This is a genomic window from Paenibacillus cookii (genome assembly GCF_018333375.1).
In the GTDB taxonomy this organism is placed as follows: domain Bacteria; phylum Bacillota; class Bacilli; order Paenibacillales; family Paenibacillaceae; genus Paenibacillus_AQ; species Paenibacillus_AQ cookii.
Genome location: NZ_BORW01000021.1, coordinates 24,045 through 43,027, shown reverse-complemented (window position 1 = coordinate 43,027; position 18,983 = coordinate 24,045). Strand labels below are relative to the sequence as shown.

The window sequence follows — 18,983 nt, the reverse complement described above, 5'->3', positions numbered from 1 at the left end:
TCCATGTCAGCGAATTTTCATGCCAGGCATCGTCCTGGACTTCAAAACGCCGATCGTGGACACCGTTCCGTTCGAATCGCTCGTGGCGCCGAAAACATTCAACGTCACGGCGTATGGCTCATGCTCATAAGAACCGAGATCAAATTTCAGCAGCGCTTTCCTGGCATAACCGGAGCTGCCGTTGCGAATGTCAAGCCAATTGGAAGTCCCGAAATTTTGCCCGGCATAGGAACCGTTCCGGACGAAAGCGTCTTCTTGGACATTGATCCGCTGCTTGGCGGATTCGTCAGGCTGCGGGTCTTCCAAATCGCCCGGTTCGGCAGAAGGATCGATCTTCCAACGGACCGTATGGCTCTTCCCTTTGGAACCCGCGGTGTTCACCTCGATCTGAATGGTCGGCGATGTCCTAAGCACGGTTACCGCCGGATCTTTGGCAATCTCCTGAAGCGCCGCGAAGCCGAGATCGACTCTTACTTTCGCTTGCTTCTGCGTTGGATCGGACACGGCCACAGCCAGTTCCCCGCCCTGCGCTTTTGCCATGACCGACGCCGGGTTCCGTGCCCGGATGAAGCCGGCCGTGCCCGGGCTCCAGAAGTTTGCCGCCGTAATGCCAAGCGAGGCTTCCTTCACCGCCTGCACTTCCGCCGTGTTGCTTAGCGTCATCATATCCGGGTGAGAGCTGTAAGCCGCGGTTTCCTCAGCGTTTTTTCCTGGCAGCAGAACATATTCGTAGGACTCGTTAACCGGATTGGTCCCGTGGTTCATAGCCAGACTCAGGTAATTCCTTGTGACCGGGTTTGGCGACCCGTCCGGATGGATATCCCGCCATGCGCCGGTACGGGATTCCCGCAGCCCTTCTACCGTCGCTGCCAGCGGAAAGTAGTACCCGATTCCGGTCTCGTCTTCCTTGCCGTTCAGATGCGCCCAACGAACCCCGTTCATCGATTCCGACCAGCCGATCTGCGACGGCTTCGCTTCGCCGTTGACGATCAGCTCATTGTCACCGCTGCCGTTCAGCATCCGGTTCTCGACAACCGTTTCCACGCGGCGGTTGTCCGTGCTCGTCAGCCCCGCGCCCAGCGCGACGATTTCGTCGTCGAACATGAACCAGGATTTTCTGCCGGACAGCGTGCTGTTGTCCGGATCCAGATCCATGCCTGCCGCACCGTACAACCCATCAAGAGAGGATCCGCCCACCCAATCCTTGGTTGATGTTTTGCCGGCGGCGCGGGTCGCGCCGTCGGACGTCGTTCCCGGCAGGCGATAGGCGTTTACGGTCGGCCAAAACGCATCGATATAAGGCATATCGCGGTTGTACAGGTATGTCATCCCTTCGCCCGTATACCATCCCCTTGGATTTTCTTTGCCGCCAATGCCGTTTTCGTAATTGGCAATGCGGGTCGACGTCATGCTGAGACCAAACGCATAACCCGGACGGAAATGAACGACCCGGTCCATGGCCGAAAACTGCTTATGCAGCACAAGGTCTTCTCGCGCCGGAACCGACGGGTCGCTTAACAGGTTTTGTAGCAGCGTGATATCGGCAAGCCTTAGGCCGTCATACGGGTTTTGCAGCGACGGATCGGATTCGATGCCTGCTTTGACCATGCTTTTGAAGCGGCTCGACAGCTCCGGCGGGGCGAAGTCCGAGAGGCGAAGCACGGGAATGAGCCACCCGCGTTTGCTTTCCCCGCTGCGCGATATCGCCCTGCCGTATACCATGTCCATCATTCTGCCGCGGTAAATAAGCGGTTCATAGGAGTCCGTCACCCACCGGTACATGTTGCCCAGATTCGGATCGGTAACGGGCCAGGACGAACCGTCAAGCAGCGTCAGCAGCTTCGCCATATCGCCGATCAACACGCCGCCGTAACTTCCGGTATAAGCGATATTGTTATGGAACACAAACGATCCGTCTTCGTAAAATCCGTCGCCCTTGGTGACGTACGGAAGCACTTGGCCGATGGCGTCCCGGCCTTGTTTGACTTTATCCCCGTTTTCCGTATTGATGCCCCGGAGCACGACGGCGAGCGCTTTATCCAACCGATTGGCGCCCGTTTCGGCCAACGTAGGAGAATTCGTCCGTTTGGTCGAATCGGGGCAAAATCTGTCGATCGCTTTCGTATAATTGGCTATCCGGGCCGGCGACAACTGATCATGCAGCAATACCATCATATCGCCGAGCGATTGCGGAATTCCGATCTCCCATTCCCACCAGTTGCCGGTTTCCCGCTTCGATTCGTTATACCGGTTGGCATAGAGCCAGTCGAGACCGCCGATAATGTCGTTTTTCAGCGCTTCGTTCCGGTAATGGGAGGAACCTGCCGTCGCCCAAGCGATCGTCATGTCCCTGAGACGGTTGTACGCCGACGCGGCGTCCACGGCATCGGCCGAACCCTTGAGATCGCTCCATAAGTACGTTCGGCCCGTTTCCTTTTGCATCGTGTCCCAAAAGCCCGTGCCCGAAACGTTTGTCACTTTGGCGTCAATGGATGCCACCGCTTTTGCGATATTCGGATCACTCGGATCATGCCCGCTGCCGATTAAATAAGCGGACCATTTGCTGCGCAGAAGCCCGAATTCGTCGGCCGCTTGCGGCTCGGCGGCTGCCGCGGGGGCGGGTACGCACCAAAGCCCCCAAATCAACAGCGCCGACTGAATGCATAGAAGCAGTCGTTTTCCCATTAGCTCAACCTCCCCAAGGATAAAATACTATGCTATTATAAAGTCCGGAAACCGCTTACAAGATGTTGATCTTGCCCACTTCATAATACGATCTTGCTTCTTTAACGCTTACATGAACGAAAGGAACGAATGCGATGAACTTTGGGGAGCGTTACCGCACGATTGCACATTCGCCCAGCGAAAATGCCCGAAGGTTTCTGTTTTGCGTGCACGATGTCGGCTGGTTCGCCTGTTCGCCTTGTTACGGCATGAATCGGACCTACTATTATTACCAGCTGAAGTTCGTCGTTCGCGGCTCCGGATGGGTCATTTGGCAAAACCGCGGTTTTGAGGCGCAAGCGGGCGATATCTTTTTTTTGGATTTGACGCAAAAACATCAATATCACACCAACCCCCACGATCCTTGGGAGCTGATATGGGTCCGCTTCGACGGGGTCCAGGCCAAAGAATATTTCGATATGCTCGGCGGCATGGACGACCCCATTTTCCGTACGGGTGATCCGGAGCGGATGAAAAAACATTTCGCGGATCTGTTCGAGTTGTTTCAAAACCGACCGGCAGGCATGGAATTGAGCGCATCATGCATCCTTACGAACATTCTGACCGACATGGCGCTTGGCAACATCGACCGGATCACGACGCGGCTGTCGAATCCACGCCTTGGGTACCCTAACGAGATCCAATCCGCCGTCTCCTATATCGAAAGCCATTACTCATGCCCGCTTAAGGTCGAAGACATCGCCAATCACGTGCATTTAAGTCCCTATTATTTTTCGCGGCTGTTCCGCAAAACGACCGGCTGCACCGTCATGGAATACATCATGAAACACCGGGTGCAGGAGGCCAAAAGGCTTCTCGCCGACCCCAGCCATGAAATCGGGACGGTCGCGGAGCTTGTCGGTTTTTGCAATCCCAGCTATTTCGCCAAACTGTTCGCAAGGCATGTCGGGGTATCGCCCAGCAGGTATCGTCAATCCATTCGGTAGGCAGCTTAGGACATCAACCGCTTGATTGGAATGATTTATCGTGACATGGCTTTGGTTTTCCATTACTGGTCATCAGCGCCCCGCTCTGCTCAACCTTCTTGCAGGTCTGTTCACGTTTCTTCGCGCCGGAACCTTCAAGGACGCTCCGCTCTGGTTCTGAGAGTTGAACCCCGAGCCGTGTAGGGCTTTGGGTTCTTTTTTTTGCGCCGAAAGCACCAAACGTCTCCCATTGAGAGGCAGGACAAAATGATAGCGTTTTCATAAAAATATCAACAAGTAAACCTTGCGAGGGCATTGGAGGTAAATTGGCCGAAAGTCCCCTCTTTTTCGTAAAAGAGGACAATGGAACAATTCAAGCCCCGAAATGATTCTTTAGCATCAGAAGGCAAAAAAAGGAATGTGCCCCATGCCAGCGAAGATCTTAAACATCCGAAAACAATCGCATGATCGCCACCTGGAAGGATGACAAACCAAATTCAGGAGGGAAAATGAGATGAAAAGATCGAAATGGCTGCTTCAAATCGGACTGTTGGGCACCTTGTTTTTGTCGGGATCGGCGACGGCGCTGGCCGAAGAGGCCGAGCTTGTGCCGATCGAATCGCTGAAACCTGCTGTCCCGATGGACAAACCGGTCCTGACCGGTACGGGCGGTCCCCTGATTCTGAGCGACTCGCCGGAATCCCCGAAGACGGAAGGCGCGTATTACCGGGACTCGGTGACGGGATCGTTCCGGGTGTTTTGGCATCATCAAAATATGACCGGCGAACCGCTTACCGTGGCCGTGGCGGTGACCAACGAATCCGATGAGCCCGTCATGCTGTTTTCGAACGGAATCGGTCTTGCCACGGACTATTACCCGGACGTTGCCGGACAAAACGCGCTTGCCGATTTCATGGGCGACCAAGCGGCGCAGAAAAAGGAAGCGATCCTGCAGCCGGGCGAAAGCTACTACCTGACCGCCCAAACGGAACATACGCATACCGAAAGCGGCATCGCCAATTTTACCGCTTATACGCAGCAGGGGCATAAGGACGCCAAAGTGACGGTCACGACGCTGGGTTATAAGGAACAGCCGGCCAACCCGATCGACGTTCCGATCCTGCCGAAGGACATGCATGTCCGCGGCACTTTCCCGCATATGGACCGGACCGGCACGCTTCAGTACAACACCTCGAGCGGCAACTCGCTGATCCGCATCTCCTCGGCGGCCTACGGCCCATGGAGCGACAGCATGCCGGGCGAGTATGAGGAAGGCTGGAGCGCGGTCGACGGCGGTACCGCCATCAACAACGGGAACTATGGCGTCATGTACCGCCTGAACGTCGCCATCCATAACGAAGAGGACGCGAAGCGGGTCATCTCGGTATACGATAACCCGTCGGGCGGCGCCGGGCATTACGTCATCGGCTGGGGCAAGGACCTGCTGCAATCGCCGTTCGTAAACTACCAGAAAGCCTGGAAATTCACCGAGTTCACGGTCAACAAAAAAGGCAAGACCGTGGCGGCCGAACTTAGCCTGACCGGCGGCGCCGCCGGACCTCAGACGCTTTATTTTACCAATCGCGGCGCGAAGTGATTCGAGTCCTCATGGAGCATATCAGGCTCCCGGTCAAAATAGACGCAAGGAGCTCAAGGCACGAATGCCCTGGGCTCCTTTTTAGCGTTGCTTGCCTCTGCACATATGTTTGGCGAATCCGAATCGGCCGCAGGCATAAAGCCCGTCAGCAGCGCCCCGCCTTCCGGATGATTCCCCGCCTCCAGATCGCCTCCATGCCTGCGGACGATTTTCTGCGAAATGGTTAACCCTAACCCGCTGCCTCCGGTCGAACGGTTTCGGGAACTTTCGCCGCGGTAAAGAGGTTCAAATACCCGCTCCAACTCTTCCGCAGAAAAGCCCGGCCCCGTATCGCGAATCGCAAATTTGACCCGATCTCCATCTTTAGCGCATTCGACGCGAATTTCGCCACCGGGAGGCGTGTGCCTGACCGCATTATCAAAAAGATTGCTCATAGCCCGCTCCAATAAATGCCCGTCGCCGCTGACGAAGCAATTTTCCTCGGCATAGCTCGATATCGAAATGCTTTTTTGCCGGGCATACGGATTCACGCTTTCGACGGACTTCCGGAGGACATGGCTCAGATTCACGATCCCGTTGTTTAGTTTCGTATCCAGGTATTCCATTTTGGCAAATGCAAACAGGCCCTCTACCAGCCGGTCCAATTGCGCCGATTTTTCCTTGCAGACCGCCAAATATTTGGCCATTTTCTCCGGCGACCTTGCGATGCCTTGCTCCAAACCGTCCAGATACCCCCGTAAAGCAAAAAGCGGCGTCCGCAAATCATGCGCGACGGCTGCGACCACGAACCGCCGTTCTTCTTCCAGTGCCGCCTGTTTCCGGGAGGCTTGCTCAAGGCCCTCCAACATGACTTGAAAACCGTCGCGCACTTCGGCGATTTCCGCGATCCTGGAGCCGGGCAGCCGGACGTCCTCATCCCCTGCCGCAATCCTCCTTGCCGCCAAGCTCATTTTTTCCAAGGGCTTCAGCAAAAATCTTCGCATCTCCATTCCGACGACAAAAAAGGCCAGCAGCAATCCGGCAAGGATCGACATCCACCCGACTCCGAGGGACTTTGGCATGTAAATGGCAACCTTTCCTATCAATCGGCCGTTCTCGATGATTGAAAATCGTTCGGCCGCCGACATCGTTCCGCGCCGCGCGGCATTCGACCGGTATATTTCCCGGCCCGAGGCGGATGTGATGACCGCATCCATCTTTGCTTGCCGCAGCTGCGCATCCAGTCGGCGCTGCCATTCGGGGTCTTGCCATTCCCCCGGGTTCGATTCGATCATGCGGATCGTTTCGTTCAAATTTTTTTGCTGAAATTCGTTTTGCGGCCCCTGTTTAGAAAAGCTAAACGTGTTGGTTTCCATAAAGTGAGCCGTCACATAGAAAATCCACGGCACCGTAAGGATGAAGAAAAAGCAGAGCAGCGTAAACGTACGAATGCGAAGCGTTCTCATGTTATCCTCCCTCGAAGCGGTAGCCTACTCCCCAGACGTTAACCAGGAATTGCGGGCTGTTCGGGTCCGCCTCGATCTTCTCCCGCAGCCGGCTGAGATGAACCCGAATCGTATGCTTATCGCCCACCCCGTCCCAAAACTTGGCAAGCAGCTGTTCATATGAAATAACATGCTTGGGATGTTCGGCAAACAATTTCAACAACTCATATTCTTTCGGCGTCAGTACGACGCTTTGACCGTCTACCAGGACTTCCCTGGCCGTAAGATTCAGCTTGAGGCGGCCATAGTCCAACATCTTAGCCTCTATAGGCTGCCGGTTAGACGATCGCCGCAATACGGCTTTCACCCGGGCAACAATCTCGCCGGGCGAGGCGGTTTTAACGATATAATCGTCGCCGCCCAGGGTCAGCCCCCTGATCTTGTCCACATCGTCGCCGCGGGCGCTCAAAAAAAGGATCGGAACGCTGCTTTCCGCCCGAATCCGCCGGCAGAGCTCAAACCCGTTTTGTCCCGGCATCATGATATCCAAAATCATGCAGTCTATCGCCCCCTGCTCGAACGCGGCCCATGCCTGAGCGGAATCGTATGCGGTTATAACATTAAAATTGTCATTTTCCAAAAAATCCCTCAAAAGTTCGACGATACTCGGGTCGTCGTCTACGACCAGGATCGTAGGCAAATCGCTCATGAACATCCCACCTTTGCGTTCTAGTTTACCATGTTTTCCGGGGGCATCTCATGGTAGTTGATCGTTTGTGATGAATTGTTTATTGTTTCGTGACTTTTGGATGCGGGAAAAACGAAAAAAAGCAGCCGACCGCTCTGGATCGACTGCCTGTGCCTTATTTATCAAACGATCGCCTCCCTAAAACAAGTCGGGAAATCGGATGTTTTTATGCCGAAAATCATTTTTTTAGTAGTACAAGCGGTTCCCCTTCATAGGATAAATAAAGAGGATTTGAATAAGGGGGTTACCGAATCTTGAACATATGGATAAGCCATTTCCTGCTTGGACTTTCGCTGGCTGCCCCGATTGGCCCCATAAATGCCGCACAGATGGACCGGGGACTCAAGGGAGGTTTTTTGCATGCCTGGCTCGTTGGGCTCGGCGCCATGGCCGCCGACGGCATTTTTATGCTGCTCGTGTACTTCGGTTTTATTCATTTTCTGAATATCCCGTTCATGAAAACCTTTCTCCTGCTTTTCGGCTTTTTTATCCTGACCTATATCGGAGTGGAAAGCCTGATCGCGGCGGGAAAAACGGGGATGGAAACCCGCGGCGGCAGCGAATCGCATGTCAAATCGTTCAGCGCCGGCTTCGTGATGTCCATCTCCACCCCCCTCTCCATCCTGTTCTGGATGGGAATATACGGATCCGTTCTGGCGGACATGATCGCCAAATACGATGCCAAAGGAGTGCTGCTCTACAGCTGCGCCATCATGGCCGGCATCATGCTGTGGGACGTGGCGATGGCCCTGGCGGCCAGCATGTTCAGGCGGATGCTCACCGAACGCCTCATCAAAGGCATATCGGTCATCTCGGGGTTGTCGCTCATCGGATTCGGCCTTTATTTCGGCTACGAGGCATGCCGTATTTTGTTCTTCCGCTAACGTCGGAAATGTTCTCGGTTCCTTCTTCGGACGCATCCTTGTCGGGCCCATCGGCTTTGCTCCAGAAATGGCGCATGATCAGCGTGACGCTTCCAATGACAACGATAAACCCGAGGCTGATAAAAAAGCCGGGACGGCTGATTTTGTGAAAGAGCGTGCCGACCAGCGTGAAGCCGATCAGCGCCATGCCGATGTAACGTTTGATTTTGCCCCAACCGGTGAGCTTGAGCAGCTTCCCGGACGTCAGCAAAATGAACAGCCAGTTATACAGCAGCATCAGCCCTGCCGCCGTCGTGATGTATTCGTAAACTTTTTTGGGCATCAAAAGAGCGAATACGACGGAGGCTAACAGGCCGGCGGCCGTTAATCCGATGGCTGGCAGGGGCTTTTTCCCTTCCTTTTTCTTCCCCTTGACGAAAAACCTCGGCGCATCGCCGTCGCTTGCAAGCGTCACGATCATGGTGGTCACCGCGAACAAAGAAGCCGTCATGGTCGAGAAACCGGCAATGATAAGCACGGCGTTGAATACATGCGGAACAAACGCAAGTTTATAGTCGACGAGGGCCACGACAAACGGGCTTTCCTCGGCGGCATACGATTTCCATGGCTCAAGGATCAAGGCCAGTCCGATCGAGACCACGTAAATGGACGCCAACAGCAAAAGCATGACTTTGCCGGCCTTCGGCGCTTCCTTGGGATCCTGAAGCCGCATCGTCATCAGCCCGAGAGCTTCCAGACCGCCATAGCCGTAAAACGCAAAAATGAGTGCCGCCCAAAAGCCGACAAAACCATTGGGAAGCCAGTCTCTGGGAAACGCCGGCCCATGGGCGGCGGTTTTGAACACTCCCGTTACCGCGAGAACGGCGATCACCAGGAACATGAATATGGCCGCGATCTTCATGACCGCGAAAATGCTCTCCATCCGCTCAAAACCTTTGGTTCCGATAAAAATGATCACAAGCCCTAATATGCCGTATCCGGCAGCGAAGCACCACATCGGCACCTGGGGAAACCAAAACCGCGAGAACAAAGCAAGCGCCGTTAATTGGCTTCCCATAATGAGCAGCTCGGACGACCAATAGACCCAACCGCTGCCGAATCCCGCCCAACGCCCGAAAGCTTTTTTGGCATAAGAACGAAAAGAACCTTCCATCGGATCTTCCGCCGTCATTTGGGACAGTTTGTCGTACACCAAAAAGGCCCCAAAAGCCGCTAATGCGTATGCGATGACTGCCGAGGGCCCGCCGATTTGGATGGCAATATGGGAGCCCAGGAAAAACCCCGTCCCTACGGTGCATGCGACCCCCAAAAGCGACAGTTGCCACCATTTCAGCTTTTTTTCTTTTGTATCGGAGCTGTTTCCTCGAGCCATAACGAACTTCCCTTCTCGATATCATTGAACCTGTTTATCATCTCCAAAAGCTCACATCTTATGTGCACTTTTTCCGGAATCGGTTATGACCGTCCTTCCCTGGTCCCTCTCTGGTCCCGCCTGGCTGTTATTCCATTGCAAACCGTATGGCGCATGGGCTCAAAATCATGGATAACGAATGTCTATGTATATGGAAAACCTAACCAAAACTAATTTTTTGCATCATGTCCCTATATCGGAATCTATGGTAGGCTAACTTAGAATGCCTAAATGAGCCATGGATCCTTTGAGCAGTACAATCCAACAGTGACGACAACAAGCCCAGCGTTCAGGATCTGGGAGGATTTTGTACCAGGATTCGAATATGGGGAGGTTGTAGACTGAGATGAAAAAATACGTTCTATTGATGGCAGCCCTGATTGTAAGCGCCTCAATCCTTCAAGCATGCGGCTCCGGGCCGGAGCTTTCCACAAAGGCGTCCCCGAGCATTTCCGGCAGTCATGCCGATAAAGGCAATTCGGCGGCTCTTCAAGGCGCCAATCCTCCGGAGACGGTTCAGCCATCCAATGTGCCTGCCGCGGATCAGCATGATTCAACCGCAGCCGCTTCCGCAAAAACGGACCGCCCTGCCGCCTCCGACGATGGTTCCGCCATGCCTGCGGCTCCTTCCGGTACGGCCGAAGATGACACGGCTTTTTCCGTTGTTTATCATGACGGTTATAAAACGATCGTGGCCCTTGATGAATCGCAAATCGAAAAGATGACCGGATTGCGGATCGACCCGGCTTCGATCGGAGACATCATAAACAAGCTAGAGCAAGAGAAAACCTGGATAGACCAAGCTCCTCTTGCCCCATACGCCAAACTCATTGCCGAAGCGGCCGGAACCGAATCGAACCGAATCCGTTCTGTTTTAAACAAAATGATCCAAAACAAGGTTTCGGGTTTGCGATTGTATATTTCCCACAGCAAGCACAACGGAGAGGCCCATTTTGGAACGAATAACAAGGACCATTAAGGGAGCGCCTTCACCGGTTCGGCGAAAAGCCCCAGGCATCATGCCTGAGGTTTTTTCACATCAACAACGTTACAATAGCGGATCTCCGCCTTCGCCTGACCATGTCATTTCGACGAAAGTGGAAGGCGCGGCAGTCGACGCGGTTTTGGAACCGGATGCATAGAGCCCGCCGGCCACGCCCGTCATCGTGTAATCGGTATAGAGCTTGTTGGAGGTGAAGTTCGTATAAATCATAGCGCCTGAAATATTGGATGCGTTAACGCCCTTAAGCTCCAAATTGCTGCCGTAAGATACGCCGTCCGAAGCCGTCATTTTATTCGTTTTGAAAGCCTGCCCGGTGGACGCGTTGTTCTGGACCGTGGAATTGATGATTTGCACCTGATTGGTTCGAATGTAAAAACCGTTGTTTCCAACAGACGACTCGGGAACGGTGTTCTGGAAATCGATATTGGCCCCGATCACCTTGATGTGATGCGTGCCTTCCTTGAAATCGAAACCGTCGTTGACCGTACGAATCGCATTGCAATTCAAAAACGTGATATACCCGCTTTGGTCCGGATTCGGGCTTGTCGTCCAGTTTTGATCGGCGTCTCCGACGTAAAAACCTTCCCCGAATTTGCCGCCCGTTCCCGTCCCCTGTGCCGTACTGTCCGAGATGAGCCAATACTGGCTGTTTTTGCGGATTTTGAACCCTTCCCCTTTGGTGTTTTTGACGGTCACGTTGGTCACGAATCCATGCGATGCCTCGATCAACAACCCTTTGTTGGATTGGGAGTTGGAGTCGATCGTCACGTTTTCCAGCTTGTAATAATTGTTTTTGATATGGAATGCCGCGTTGCCGGCCGAACCGGTAAATTTGAACGTGGCGCCGCCGCCCGTCCCGCGGATCGTGATGTATTGGCCCGCCGCCCCGTTTACCGAGGTCGCAATGGTCCCATTGGACACGTTGTAGGTTCCCGTTACTTCGATGACATCGCCGGGGCTTGCGCTGGACAAGTAACTCCGCAGGGTCGCGACGTCTCCCGCCGGTACGGATTTCGTTGCCGCCTGCGCCATGCCGCCCGGATAGAAGGCCCAAACCAGGGCGAAACAGAATAAAAATACCATGCCAAACCTAATCGGAGAGCGCGTCATCATGAACCAACCTCCCATTCTTCGAATCAACCGACTTCCATCATGCGAACGGACTTCATGGATTTCCCAGCCTGCATAAAAAAGAAGCATCAACTCCTTCACCGTTTTTACTTGTTTAAGCGCTTTAATTATAAATCGGCCCCAATAACAGAAAACGGTCCAAAAATATCATTTTTTCATCCGCATCCGGTACCTGTGCGGGGTTTCGCCGTATTTGGTTTTGAATAAGGAGATAAAATAGGACGGGTAATTGAAGCCGGTCATCCTGCAAATTTCTTCGATGGTCAAGGATGGGACGGCCAGAAGCATTCTGGCCTCCTCGAGGCGCTTATCGTTCGTGAAGGCGGTGATGCTGATCCCCATCCGCTCTTTGAACGTCCTCGATAAATAATTCGCGGAGAAATGCAGTTCGGCTGCCATGTCGTTTAGCGTAAACGGAAGGTTGTAACGCTTGTCGATCCATTTTGCGATCAGGCCGACCAGCTCTTCCGGGCCGGGGATTCCTCCCTCCTGGAGGGAAACGCTTGGGCCGGCCATGTAGATCCGGCTAACGAAATATTCAAAGAACTGGAAGGAAAACAAGGTCACAGCCTCCACCCGGAAGCTTGGCGGCACGACGGCCAGCGTCTCCTTTAATTGCATAAACCGCCCTTCAAGGTCCGAGGCATGGTCCGGCAACAAATAAAATACCTGGCAGGCCCGCTTATGTTCCAAAAACGAATGGAAAGCGGATGCAAGATTCGGCAGCGCATGGATGAAACGTTCAATGACGGAGCTTTTGATTTTCAGAAGGGTTCGGATATAAGCCGGGGGAACCTGCACTTTAATTTCATGGATTTGAAAAGGTTTGACGACGACCAGCGTGGAGGGCTTCAAAGGGAACATCCGATTATTGATGACGTATTTGCCCGCGCCTTCAAGAACGTACAAAATCTCCAACCCTTCGTGGGCGTGAAAATATTCGACCGGCTCCGTGTGCACGCCTTGGAATTCGAACAAGTATGCATTGTCCTGCCAGCGAATGGCATTATGAATTTTCATGCCGCACCTCCCAGAGATTCGATATGGTTTTTCCCCGTCAAAATTCCACATTATTGCCGCACGGTTCAACCGACCAACCGCATTAACCGGCAAAACGTCGCGTGGGCTCTACCATGATAAATCTACGCGCACTTCGGCATTTCATGAATTCTCCGGGAGAGACGGAAACAGATTATGTTTATGACAGCCCTGATCTTGGAAAAAGCCGGTACATGGACGTTTCGTCATCCATCGATTGCGCGATCCCAAAAGCTTCGGCCACGCTCTTGCCGTTTTGGATCATTTCATAGAAAAACCGCAATACAAACATCAGGGCGGCGTTTCCGTCAGGGTAGTCATCAGGCCCGATGTAGAAATCGCAGCCGCGATCCAAAAAAGCTTCGGCCAATGCCGGGTCGCCCAACGTGCATCCGTTGCCCAACACGATTTTTCCATCCAGACTTGCATAACGCATAACTTCATCCGGGCCGAAAGCGCCGCGCGGCTCCCCTTCCTCGTATACGTCTTCTCCCAGCTCCGGCATGAGGAGTTTCCCCTCATCCCCGTGAAAACTAAGGATGATCATATCGGTACCATGATAGATATCTTCACCGGATAATACGGAAATCAAATCGTTCGGCCTTCCGATCCAGTAAGTGAAGACCCTTGCCTGAAAACACTCGAGGGCGGCGCGAATGGCTTGCGTTTCCATATCGCTGTCGGGGCCGCATACCAAAGCGACATTCATAACGGGTTTGCTCAAAAACTTATTCCTCCATTCGATTTTATCCGTCACGGGACGGCTAGAATAAAAAAAGCCGCGGTCATCGCGGCTCACCGTGCGTTCAGTTCATTCAAGCACCGTACGGCCAAACGTTCGTAAAACTTCGCCGCGGGCAACAGGGCCGCTTCGTCCGGTTCAAACTTCGGATGGTGCAGCGCATAGGGCGAACCGGAGCCGACGTTCACGAATGCGCCCGGAATCTGCTGCAGGTAATAGGAAAAATCCTCTCCCCCCATGCTGGGTCCCACCACCTTGGTGATGAAACCGGACTCTTTGGCCGTATCGAGCGCAAAACGGGCCCAATAGGCGTCATTGATCGTGGCGAGCGGTCCCGGATACCATTTCAACTCGGCCGATACGCCCGCGGAGGCCCCGATGCCTTCGATTATTTGGCGAATCGTCTCCGGAATGCGCTGCTGAACCTCCACGTCCAGCGTTCTGACCGTTCCTTCGAGCTCTACGGTACCGGGAAGCACGTTCCAAGTATTGCCGCCGGAGATGCGGGTCACGCTGACCACGACGGCGTCCAAAGCGCTGACGCGGCGGCTGCTGATCGTCTGCAGGGCCATAACGATTTGGGAAGCGGCGACGATGGCATCGGTTCCTTTTTCGGGCGTGGCTGCATGCGCCCCGATTCCGCGAATGAGGATTTCGAAGCGGTCGACGCCCGCGGTGATGGCGCCCTCGCAGCTGCCCAACTCCCCGACCTCTAGTTCCGGGGCATTATGGAGTCCGAAGATGACCGATACGCCTTCCAGTCCACCCGAATTCATCACGTCCCTGGCACCATGCCCGGTCTCTTCCGCCGGCTGAAAAACGATCCTAACCGTTCCTTGAAGCTCATGTTCTTTTTCCTTTAGCAAATAAGCCGCTCCCAAGGCGACGGTCGTATGAAAATCATGGCCGCACGCATGCATTTTTCCCGCAAACTTCGAACGGAACGGAACGTCCGCTTCCTCCTCGATCGGCAGTGCGTCAATGTCTGCCCGCAGCGCCATGATCGGTTCCTTTCCGGTTCCGATCTGTGCGATCACGCCCGTCTTCAGGTCGGGCAGATCCAGCACTTCAATATCCGCTTCCTGCAACCATCGTTTGATTTTCCGCGTCGTTTCGAACTCTTCGTTGGATAATTCGGGTTCTTGATGCAGCTCGCGGCGAATACCGACCAACCGATTCTCCAAACTCTTTGCTGCTTCGCCGTTCATCGTATTGGATTTTACCATGTTCCTCTCCTCCTTGTTGTTGACCTGTTTTGCCGATAACTCAGACTTGCTGAACGCTCAGCTTCCCTATCATGAATGTTGTTGCTCCCCCGGATATGATTCCGAAGCCAAATGGTTGGACCTGCCGCTGGCTTTTTCGCCGGCCAATACCATACATGTGCTCGTGGAGAAAGCAACAAGGCTGCCCTTCTCGTCGAACAGGCTGCATTCCACCAAGCCGATCGTTTTCCCGCGTTTTTTGATAATCCGCTTATATTGCGACAATATACCATTCAAAAGATAGACTCCTTTCTATGATTCGTGACTCACCTGTCTATCTTTAATTTTATAGCAAATGGTAAATAATGGGCAATACATCTCTGCTAAAGTGCAAACCGTGCGGATGCAACATCATCAAAGAGCTGCTGGACCAAACATCAAACTACGAATAGCCGCAAAGTCGCTTTCATGCAACCTTGCGGCCCGATTTTTCGATCTAAGACAGGTTTTCGCATTCGTTCTCAATGACGACCCGATTCAATCTGAGATGTACCGGATTGGCGAGACTGTCGCCCACCGGGCATCTGCTTTCCAAAAATTCCACGAATCGTTCCACCTTGTCGGCAGGCGACGAGGTTTTAACGTAAAACGTGTAGCGAATATCGGAATATCCGGGGCGCACTGGAGCGCGGTCAAAAAAACCGTCGAGATCCAGGCTGCCCTCGACCTCAACCCTGAAGTCTTCGAGCTCAATATCGAATTTGGATGCATAAACCCGGGCTACGATGGATTGGCAAGCTCCGAGAGAGGCAAGCAAAGCTTCGACGGGATTCATCCCCGTATCCGTACCGCCAAGGCTTGCCGGCTCGTCGATCACCAGCTCGAATTGTCTTGCGTTGGTAACCACCTTCACGCCGTCTTTTAATTGGGCCGTTGCTTTGAACGTCTGGACGTTCGGCATCCATTTCCCCTCCTTCTTTTGGGTTCCCTCTAGGCAGCCGTTGTTACGACAGCCGCCATTAAATTAAATTCATACTATTTTGCTAGGATTAATGAAGATTATAAGTCCGTTGCAATAACCTGTCAAACAAAATATGTGCATCCCGAAAAAACCTGAAGATCATCCGGCATCGAAAAAGCCCTCCGGTCCATAAACCGGAAGGCTCCCCGCGCGCTGTTGACCGGCTTTTCAACCTTTGCCCAGCTCCGCAAACTTCTCCACGTATTGCGCATATTTTTCTTCCCATACCGCTTTCCGCTCCGATACCGTTTTTCCGTCGAGAAGCGCCTCGATCACGTCCAGGCATACGTCCCACCCGGCAATATCCTTCGGCGTATGATCATTGACAGTGACCATAATTTCGACAAAAACGAGGCGGCATCCCTCCGGCTCCGGAGACAGCTCAAAACGAACGCGGTTTTCCGCCCAAGTGTATTCCAGCACTGCATATGGCTTCAACTCAAGGATCTCGAAATATTCATAGGTCCCGTCCTGCATATCAAACGAGATGGTTCCGCCTTCCCGCAAATCCTCCACCCGCAGTTCGGAAAACCACTGCTTCAGTTTCCCGTTGTCCGTAAGCATCGACCAGACTTCCTCTATCGGATGTTTCAATTGACGCTCCAACCGTACCCGCGTTTCCTGCCCGTCCTGCTCCACCACCGCCAATGGATTCATGGCTTGCCCTCCTGTTCAAAATATCATTTTAAATCATACAACTTCATCCTATCGAATTCAAACCGGCATTCCGCATTTAACCCCGCTTGTAAGTGCCTTCGATTCATAAGGAAAAAGGCCCCCGCCAGGAAGCTTTTGCTGCCTGGGGGAGCCTTGTTTTAAAAGCCTTCGACCGTTTCGTCGTGTTTTAAGCGATCTCGTCGAGCTTACAGCACTTTCTGCAAAAAGCTGATGGTCCGTTCGTTTTTCGGGTTGCCGAACACATCTTCAGGCGTGCCATCCTCGATGATGTAGCCGCCGTCCATGAAGATGACGCGATCCGCCACCTCGCGGGCAAAGCCCATCTCGTGCGTGACGATCATCATCGTCATCCCTTCGCGCGCCAGGTCCTTCATGACGCCGAGCACCTCGCCGACCATTTCGGGGTCAAGCGCCGATGTCGGCTCGTCGAACAGCATCACGTCAGGGTTCATCGCCAGCGCGCGGGCGATCGCCACCCGCTGCTTTTGGCCCCCCGACAGCTGGCTCGGGAATGCGTCCGCCTTGTCGGCGAGTCCGACCCGCGCAAGCAGCTTCATCGCCGTGTCGCGGGCTTCCTTCGCATTCATTTTTCCCAGCTCCATCGGAGCGAACATGATGTTCTTCAGCACGCTGAAATGCGGAAACAGGTTAAAATGCTGGAAGACCATGCCGATGTTTTCGCGTGCCTTGTTGATGTCCGTTTTCGGATCGTTCAGGTCCTGGTCATCGACGATGACCTTGCCTTCCGTAATGTCCTCGAGCCGGTTGATGCAGCGCAGGAACGTGCTTTTCCCCGAACCGGAAGGACCGATCACGCAGACGACCTCGCCCTGCTTGACCTGCATGTCGATGCCTTTCAGCACCTGGTTGGCGCCATAGCTTTTCTTCAAACCTTCAACCCGGATTTTACCCACGGCGCACCCTCCCTTCGAGATATCCTGAAAGTTTCGTTAACAACGTAATGACGATCAAATACATGATGGCAACTTCTGCCCAAATGGTAAAGGATTCATACGTTCTCGCGATAATGATTTTGCCGGACTGCGTCAGCTCGACCAGACCGATCGCCGACAGAATCGACGTGTCTTTAAGCGTAATGACAAGCTGATTGATAAACGCAGGAACCATGACGCGAATCGCCTGCGGGATGATGATCTTGATCATCGCTTTGCGATAAGGCAAACCGAGCGACCGTGCCGCCTCCATTTGCCCCCGGTCGATCGATTGGATGCCGCCGCGAATGATCTCCGTCACGTAAGCCCCCGCATTCAAGCTCAGCGTCAAAATCGCCGCCAGGAACAGCGGCATCGTAAAGCCCAAAGCCTGCGGAATGCCGAAATAAATGAACAGGGCGAGAACGATCAGCGGAATGCCGCGGAACAGATCGACGAACACCGTCGCCACGCCGCGCAGGAACCGGTTTTGCCCCACTTTCATAAAACCGAATATCAGGCCCAGAATAAAGGCAAAAAAGAGCGAAACGATCGTGTACAGAAGCGTCTTGCCGAGACCGACCAGAAGCGGCTGGATCGATCCTAAAATCAACTCCCCGCGGCTTTGCTTTACCGACACGGCCGCATCTTCGCCAAGATATTTTTCTTTAATGCGGTCATATTCGCCGCTTGCCTTAAGATTGGCCAGGCCGGTATTGAATTTTTCCAGAAGCTCTTTGTTTTTGCCTTTTCCCACGGCAAATCCGTAGGAGGCGCCCGCTTCCTTCGGGGTCACGAATTTAAGGTCCTTGCTTTGATTCGCAACATATCTCAGCACAGGATAATCTTCAAAGCAGGCCACGGAGTTCCCGGTTTTCACGTCTTCGTACATCTGGGAAGAATCATCGAACGGGACGATCGTGAATCCGTATTTCGAAGCGATCGATTTCGCGAAGGTGTAGCCTTCGGTTCCGGTTTTGACCGCAACCTTTTTCCCTTTCAAATCGTCGTAGCTTTTGACGGTGTCGTTATTTATGCCGACCGCCATGACGACGCCGGATTCAAAATACGGTTCGGAAAAATCGAACTTTTGCTTCCTTTCGTCGGTAATGCTCATCCCCGCGATCACGCCGTCCACCTGGTTCGACTCCAAAGCCTGAACGGCTGCGTTAAAGCCCAGAGGTTTGATTTCATACTTGAAATTTTGATCTTTGGCGATGGCTTCCATCAGATCCATGTCGATTCCGACGTATTTTCCGTTAACGTCCTGAAACTCAAAAGGCGCAAACGTAATGTCGGTGCCGATCACGTAAGTTTTGCCGGAATTCGGCTCCGCTGCGGCGCCTCCCGCCAAACCGGACAAGCCGGTCACCATGAGGAGCAGCAACGTAAGGGAAAATAATGAGAGCTTAATTGATTTCATGTGTCCTCCTCTTCTCGGTCAACGCCGAAACTTAGTCCCCTTCATATTCTCTTTTTGGGAGACGGTACTCTACCGCCCAGAATACTATTTTACCAA

General features: G+C 53.4%; 17 protein-coding genes. 4 read left to right on the top strand and 13 right to left on the bottom strand.

The window, feature by feature from the left end; genetic code table 11:
- Positions 1–6: 6 nt before the first annotated feature.
- A complete protein-coding gene (locus KI367_RS17620; RefSeq protein ID WP_212951250.1) occupies positions 7–2,685 on the bottom strand; it encodes a polysaccharide lyase family 8 super-sandwich domain-containing protein in 2,679 nt (892 codons plus the stop codon).
- 134 nt (positions 2,686–2,819) lie between these two features.
- On the opposite strand from KI367_RS17620, the gene KI367_RS17615 reads away from it, so the two are divergent.
- A complete protein-coding gene (locus KI367_RS17615; RefSeq protein ID WP_212951248.1) occupies positions 2,820–3,671 on the top strand; it encodes an AraC family transcriptional regulator in 852 nt (283 codons plus the stop codon).
- 493 nt (positions 3,672–4,164) lie between these two features.
- Positions 4,165–5,247, top strand: a complete 1,083-nt coding sequence (locus KI367_RS17610) for a hypothetical protein (protein WP_212951246.1) — start codon at positions 4,165–4,167, stop codon at positions 5,245–5,247.
- A 53-nt stretch (positions 5,248–5,300) separates the two neighbouring features.
- Here the strand turns inward: KI367_RS17610 and KI367_RS17605 are convergent, their stop codons facing one another.
- Positions 5,301–6,692 (bottom strand): sensor histidine kinase, encoded by a 1,392-nt coding sequence (locus KI367_RS17605; protein WP_212951244.1) that lies wholly within the window; start codon positions 6,690–6,692, stop codon positions 5,301–5,303.
- Between the two features lies 1 nt (position 6,693).
- Complete coding sequence (locus KI367_RS17600; RefSeq protein WP_036715429.1) at positions 6,694–7,380, bottom strand: response regulator transcription factor; 687 nt, start codon at positions 7,378–7,380, stop codon at positions 6,694–6,696.
- 293 nt (positions 7,381–7,673) lie between these two features.
- Here KI367_RS17600 and KI367_RS17595 point away from each other — a divergent pair, with 293 nt between their 5' ends.
- The gene (locus KI367_RS17595) at positions 7,674–8,303 is read left to right on the top strand and encodes a LysE family transporter (protein ID WP_212951242.1); all 630 of its coding nucleotides are present in this window, start codon (positions 7,674–7,676) and stop codon (positions 8,301–8,303) included.
- On the opposite strand, the gene KI367_RS17590 is transcribed toward KI367_RS17595, so the two are convergent.
- On the bottom strand, positions 8,245–9,675 hold the full coding sequence (locus KI367_RS17590) for an amino acid permease (protein WP_212951241.1): 1,431 nt from the start codon (positions 9,673–9,675) through the stop codon (positions 8,245–8,247). The genes KI367_RS17595 and KI367_RS17590 overlap by 59 nt on opposite strands.
- 385 nt (positions 9,676–10,060) lie before the next feature.
- Between KI367_RS17590 and KI367_RS17585 the strand changes: the two genes are divergently transcribed.
- The gene (locus KI367_RS17585) at positions 10,061–10,693 is read left to right on the top strand and encodes a hypothetical protein (protein WP_212951238.1); all 633 of its coding nucleotides are present in this window, start codon (positions 10,061–10,063) and stop codon (positions 10,691–10,693) included.
- A 69-nt stretch (positions 10,694–10,762) separates the two neighbouring features.
- On the opposite strand, the gene KI367_RS17580 is transcribed toward KI367_RS17585, so the two are convergent.
- The 9 genes from KI367_RS17580 to KI367_RS17540 all read right to left on the bottom strand — a co-directional run bounded on the left by KI367_RS17580 (position 10,763) and on the right by KI367_RS17540 (position 18,887).
- On the bottom strand, positions 10,763–11,830 hold the full coding sequence (locus KI367_RS17580; protein WP_246537057.1) for a hypothetical protein: 1,068 nt from the start codon (positions 11,828–11,830) through the stop codon (positions 10,763–10,765).
- Between the two features lie 165 nt (positions 11,831–11,995).
- Complete coding sequence (locus KI367_RS17575) at positions 11,996–12,868, bottom strand: AraC family transcriptional regulator (protein WP_212951237.1); 873 nt, start codon at positions 12,866–12,868, stop codon at positions 11,996–11,998.
- 178 nt (positions 12,869–13,046) lie between these two features.
- Positions 13,047–13,610, bottom strand: a complete 564-nt coding sequence (locus KI367_RS17570) for a delta-aminolevulinic acid dehydratase (protein WP_212951235.1) — start codon at positions 13,608–13,610, stop codon at positions 13,047–13,049.
- Between the two features lie 71 nt (positions 13,611–13,681).
- Positions 13,682–14,836, bottom strand: coding sequence for an amidohydrolase (locus KI367_RS17565; protein ID WP_212951306.1), 1,155 nt, complete (start codon positions 14,834–14,836; stop codon positions 13,682–13,684).
- A gap of 87 nt (positions 14,837–14,923) precedes the next feature.
- The gene (locus KI367_RS17560; protein ID WP_212951233.1) at positions 14,924–15,130 is read right to left on the bottom strand and encodes a hotdog fold domain-containing protein; all 207 of its coding nucleotides are present in this window, start codon (positions 15,128–15,130) and stop codon (positions 14,924–14,926) included.
- Positions 15,131–15,329: 199 nt separating this feature from the next.
- Positions 15,330–15,794, bottom strand: a complete 465-nt coding sequence (locus tag KI367_RS17555; protein ID WP_212951231.1) for an OsmC family protein — start codon at positions 15,792–15,794, stop codon at positions 15,330–15,332.
- A gap of 228 nt (positions 15,795–16,022) precedes the next feature.
- Positions 16,023–16,511, bottom strand: coding sequence for an SRPBCC family protein (locus tag KI367_RS17550; RefSeq protein ID WP_212951230.1), 489 nt, complete (start codon positions 16,509–16,511; stop codon positions 16,023–16,025).
- A gap of 206 nt (positions 16,512–16,717) precedes the next feature.
- Positions 16,718–17,446: an amino acid ABC transporter ATP-binding protein gene (locus tag KI367_RS17545; RefSeq protein ID WP_212951228.1), complete on the bottom strand. Its 729-nt coding sequence runs from the start codon at positions 17,444–17,446 to the stop codon at positions 16,718–16,720.
- The gene (locus tag KI367_RS17540) at positions 17,439–18,887 is read right to left on the bottom strand and encodes an amino acid ABC transporter substrate-binding protein/permease (RefSeq protein ID WP_212951226.1); all 1,449 of its coding nucleotides are present in this window, start codon (positions 18,885–18,887) and stop codon (positions 17,439–17,441) included. The genes KI367_RS17545 and KI367_RS17540 overlap by 8 nt, the downstream gene beginning before the upstream one ends.
- Between the last annotated feature and the right edge of the window lie 96 nt (positions 18,888–18,983).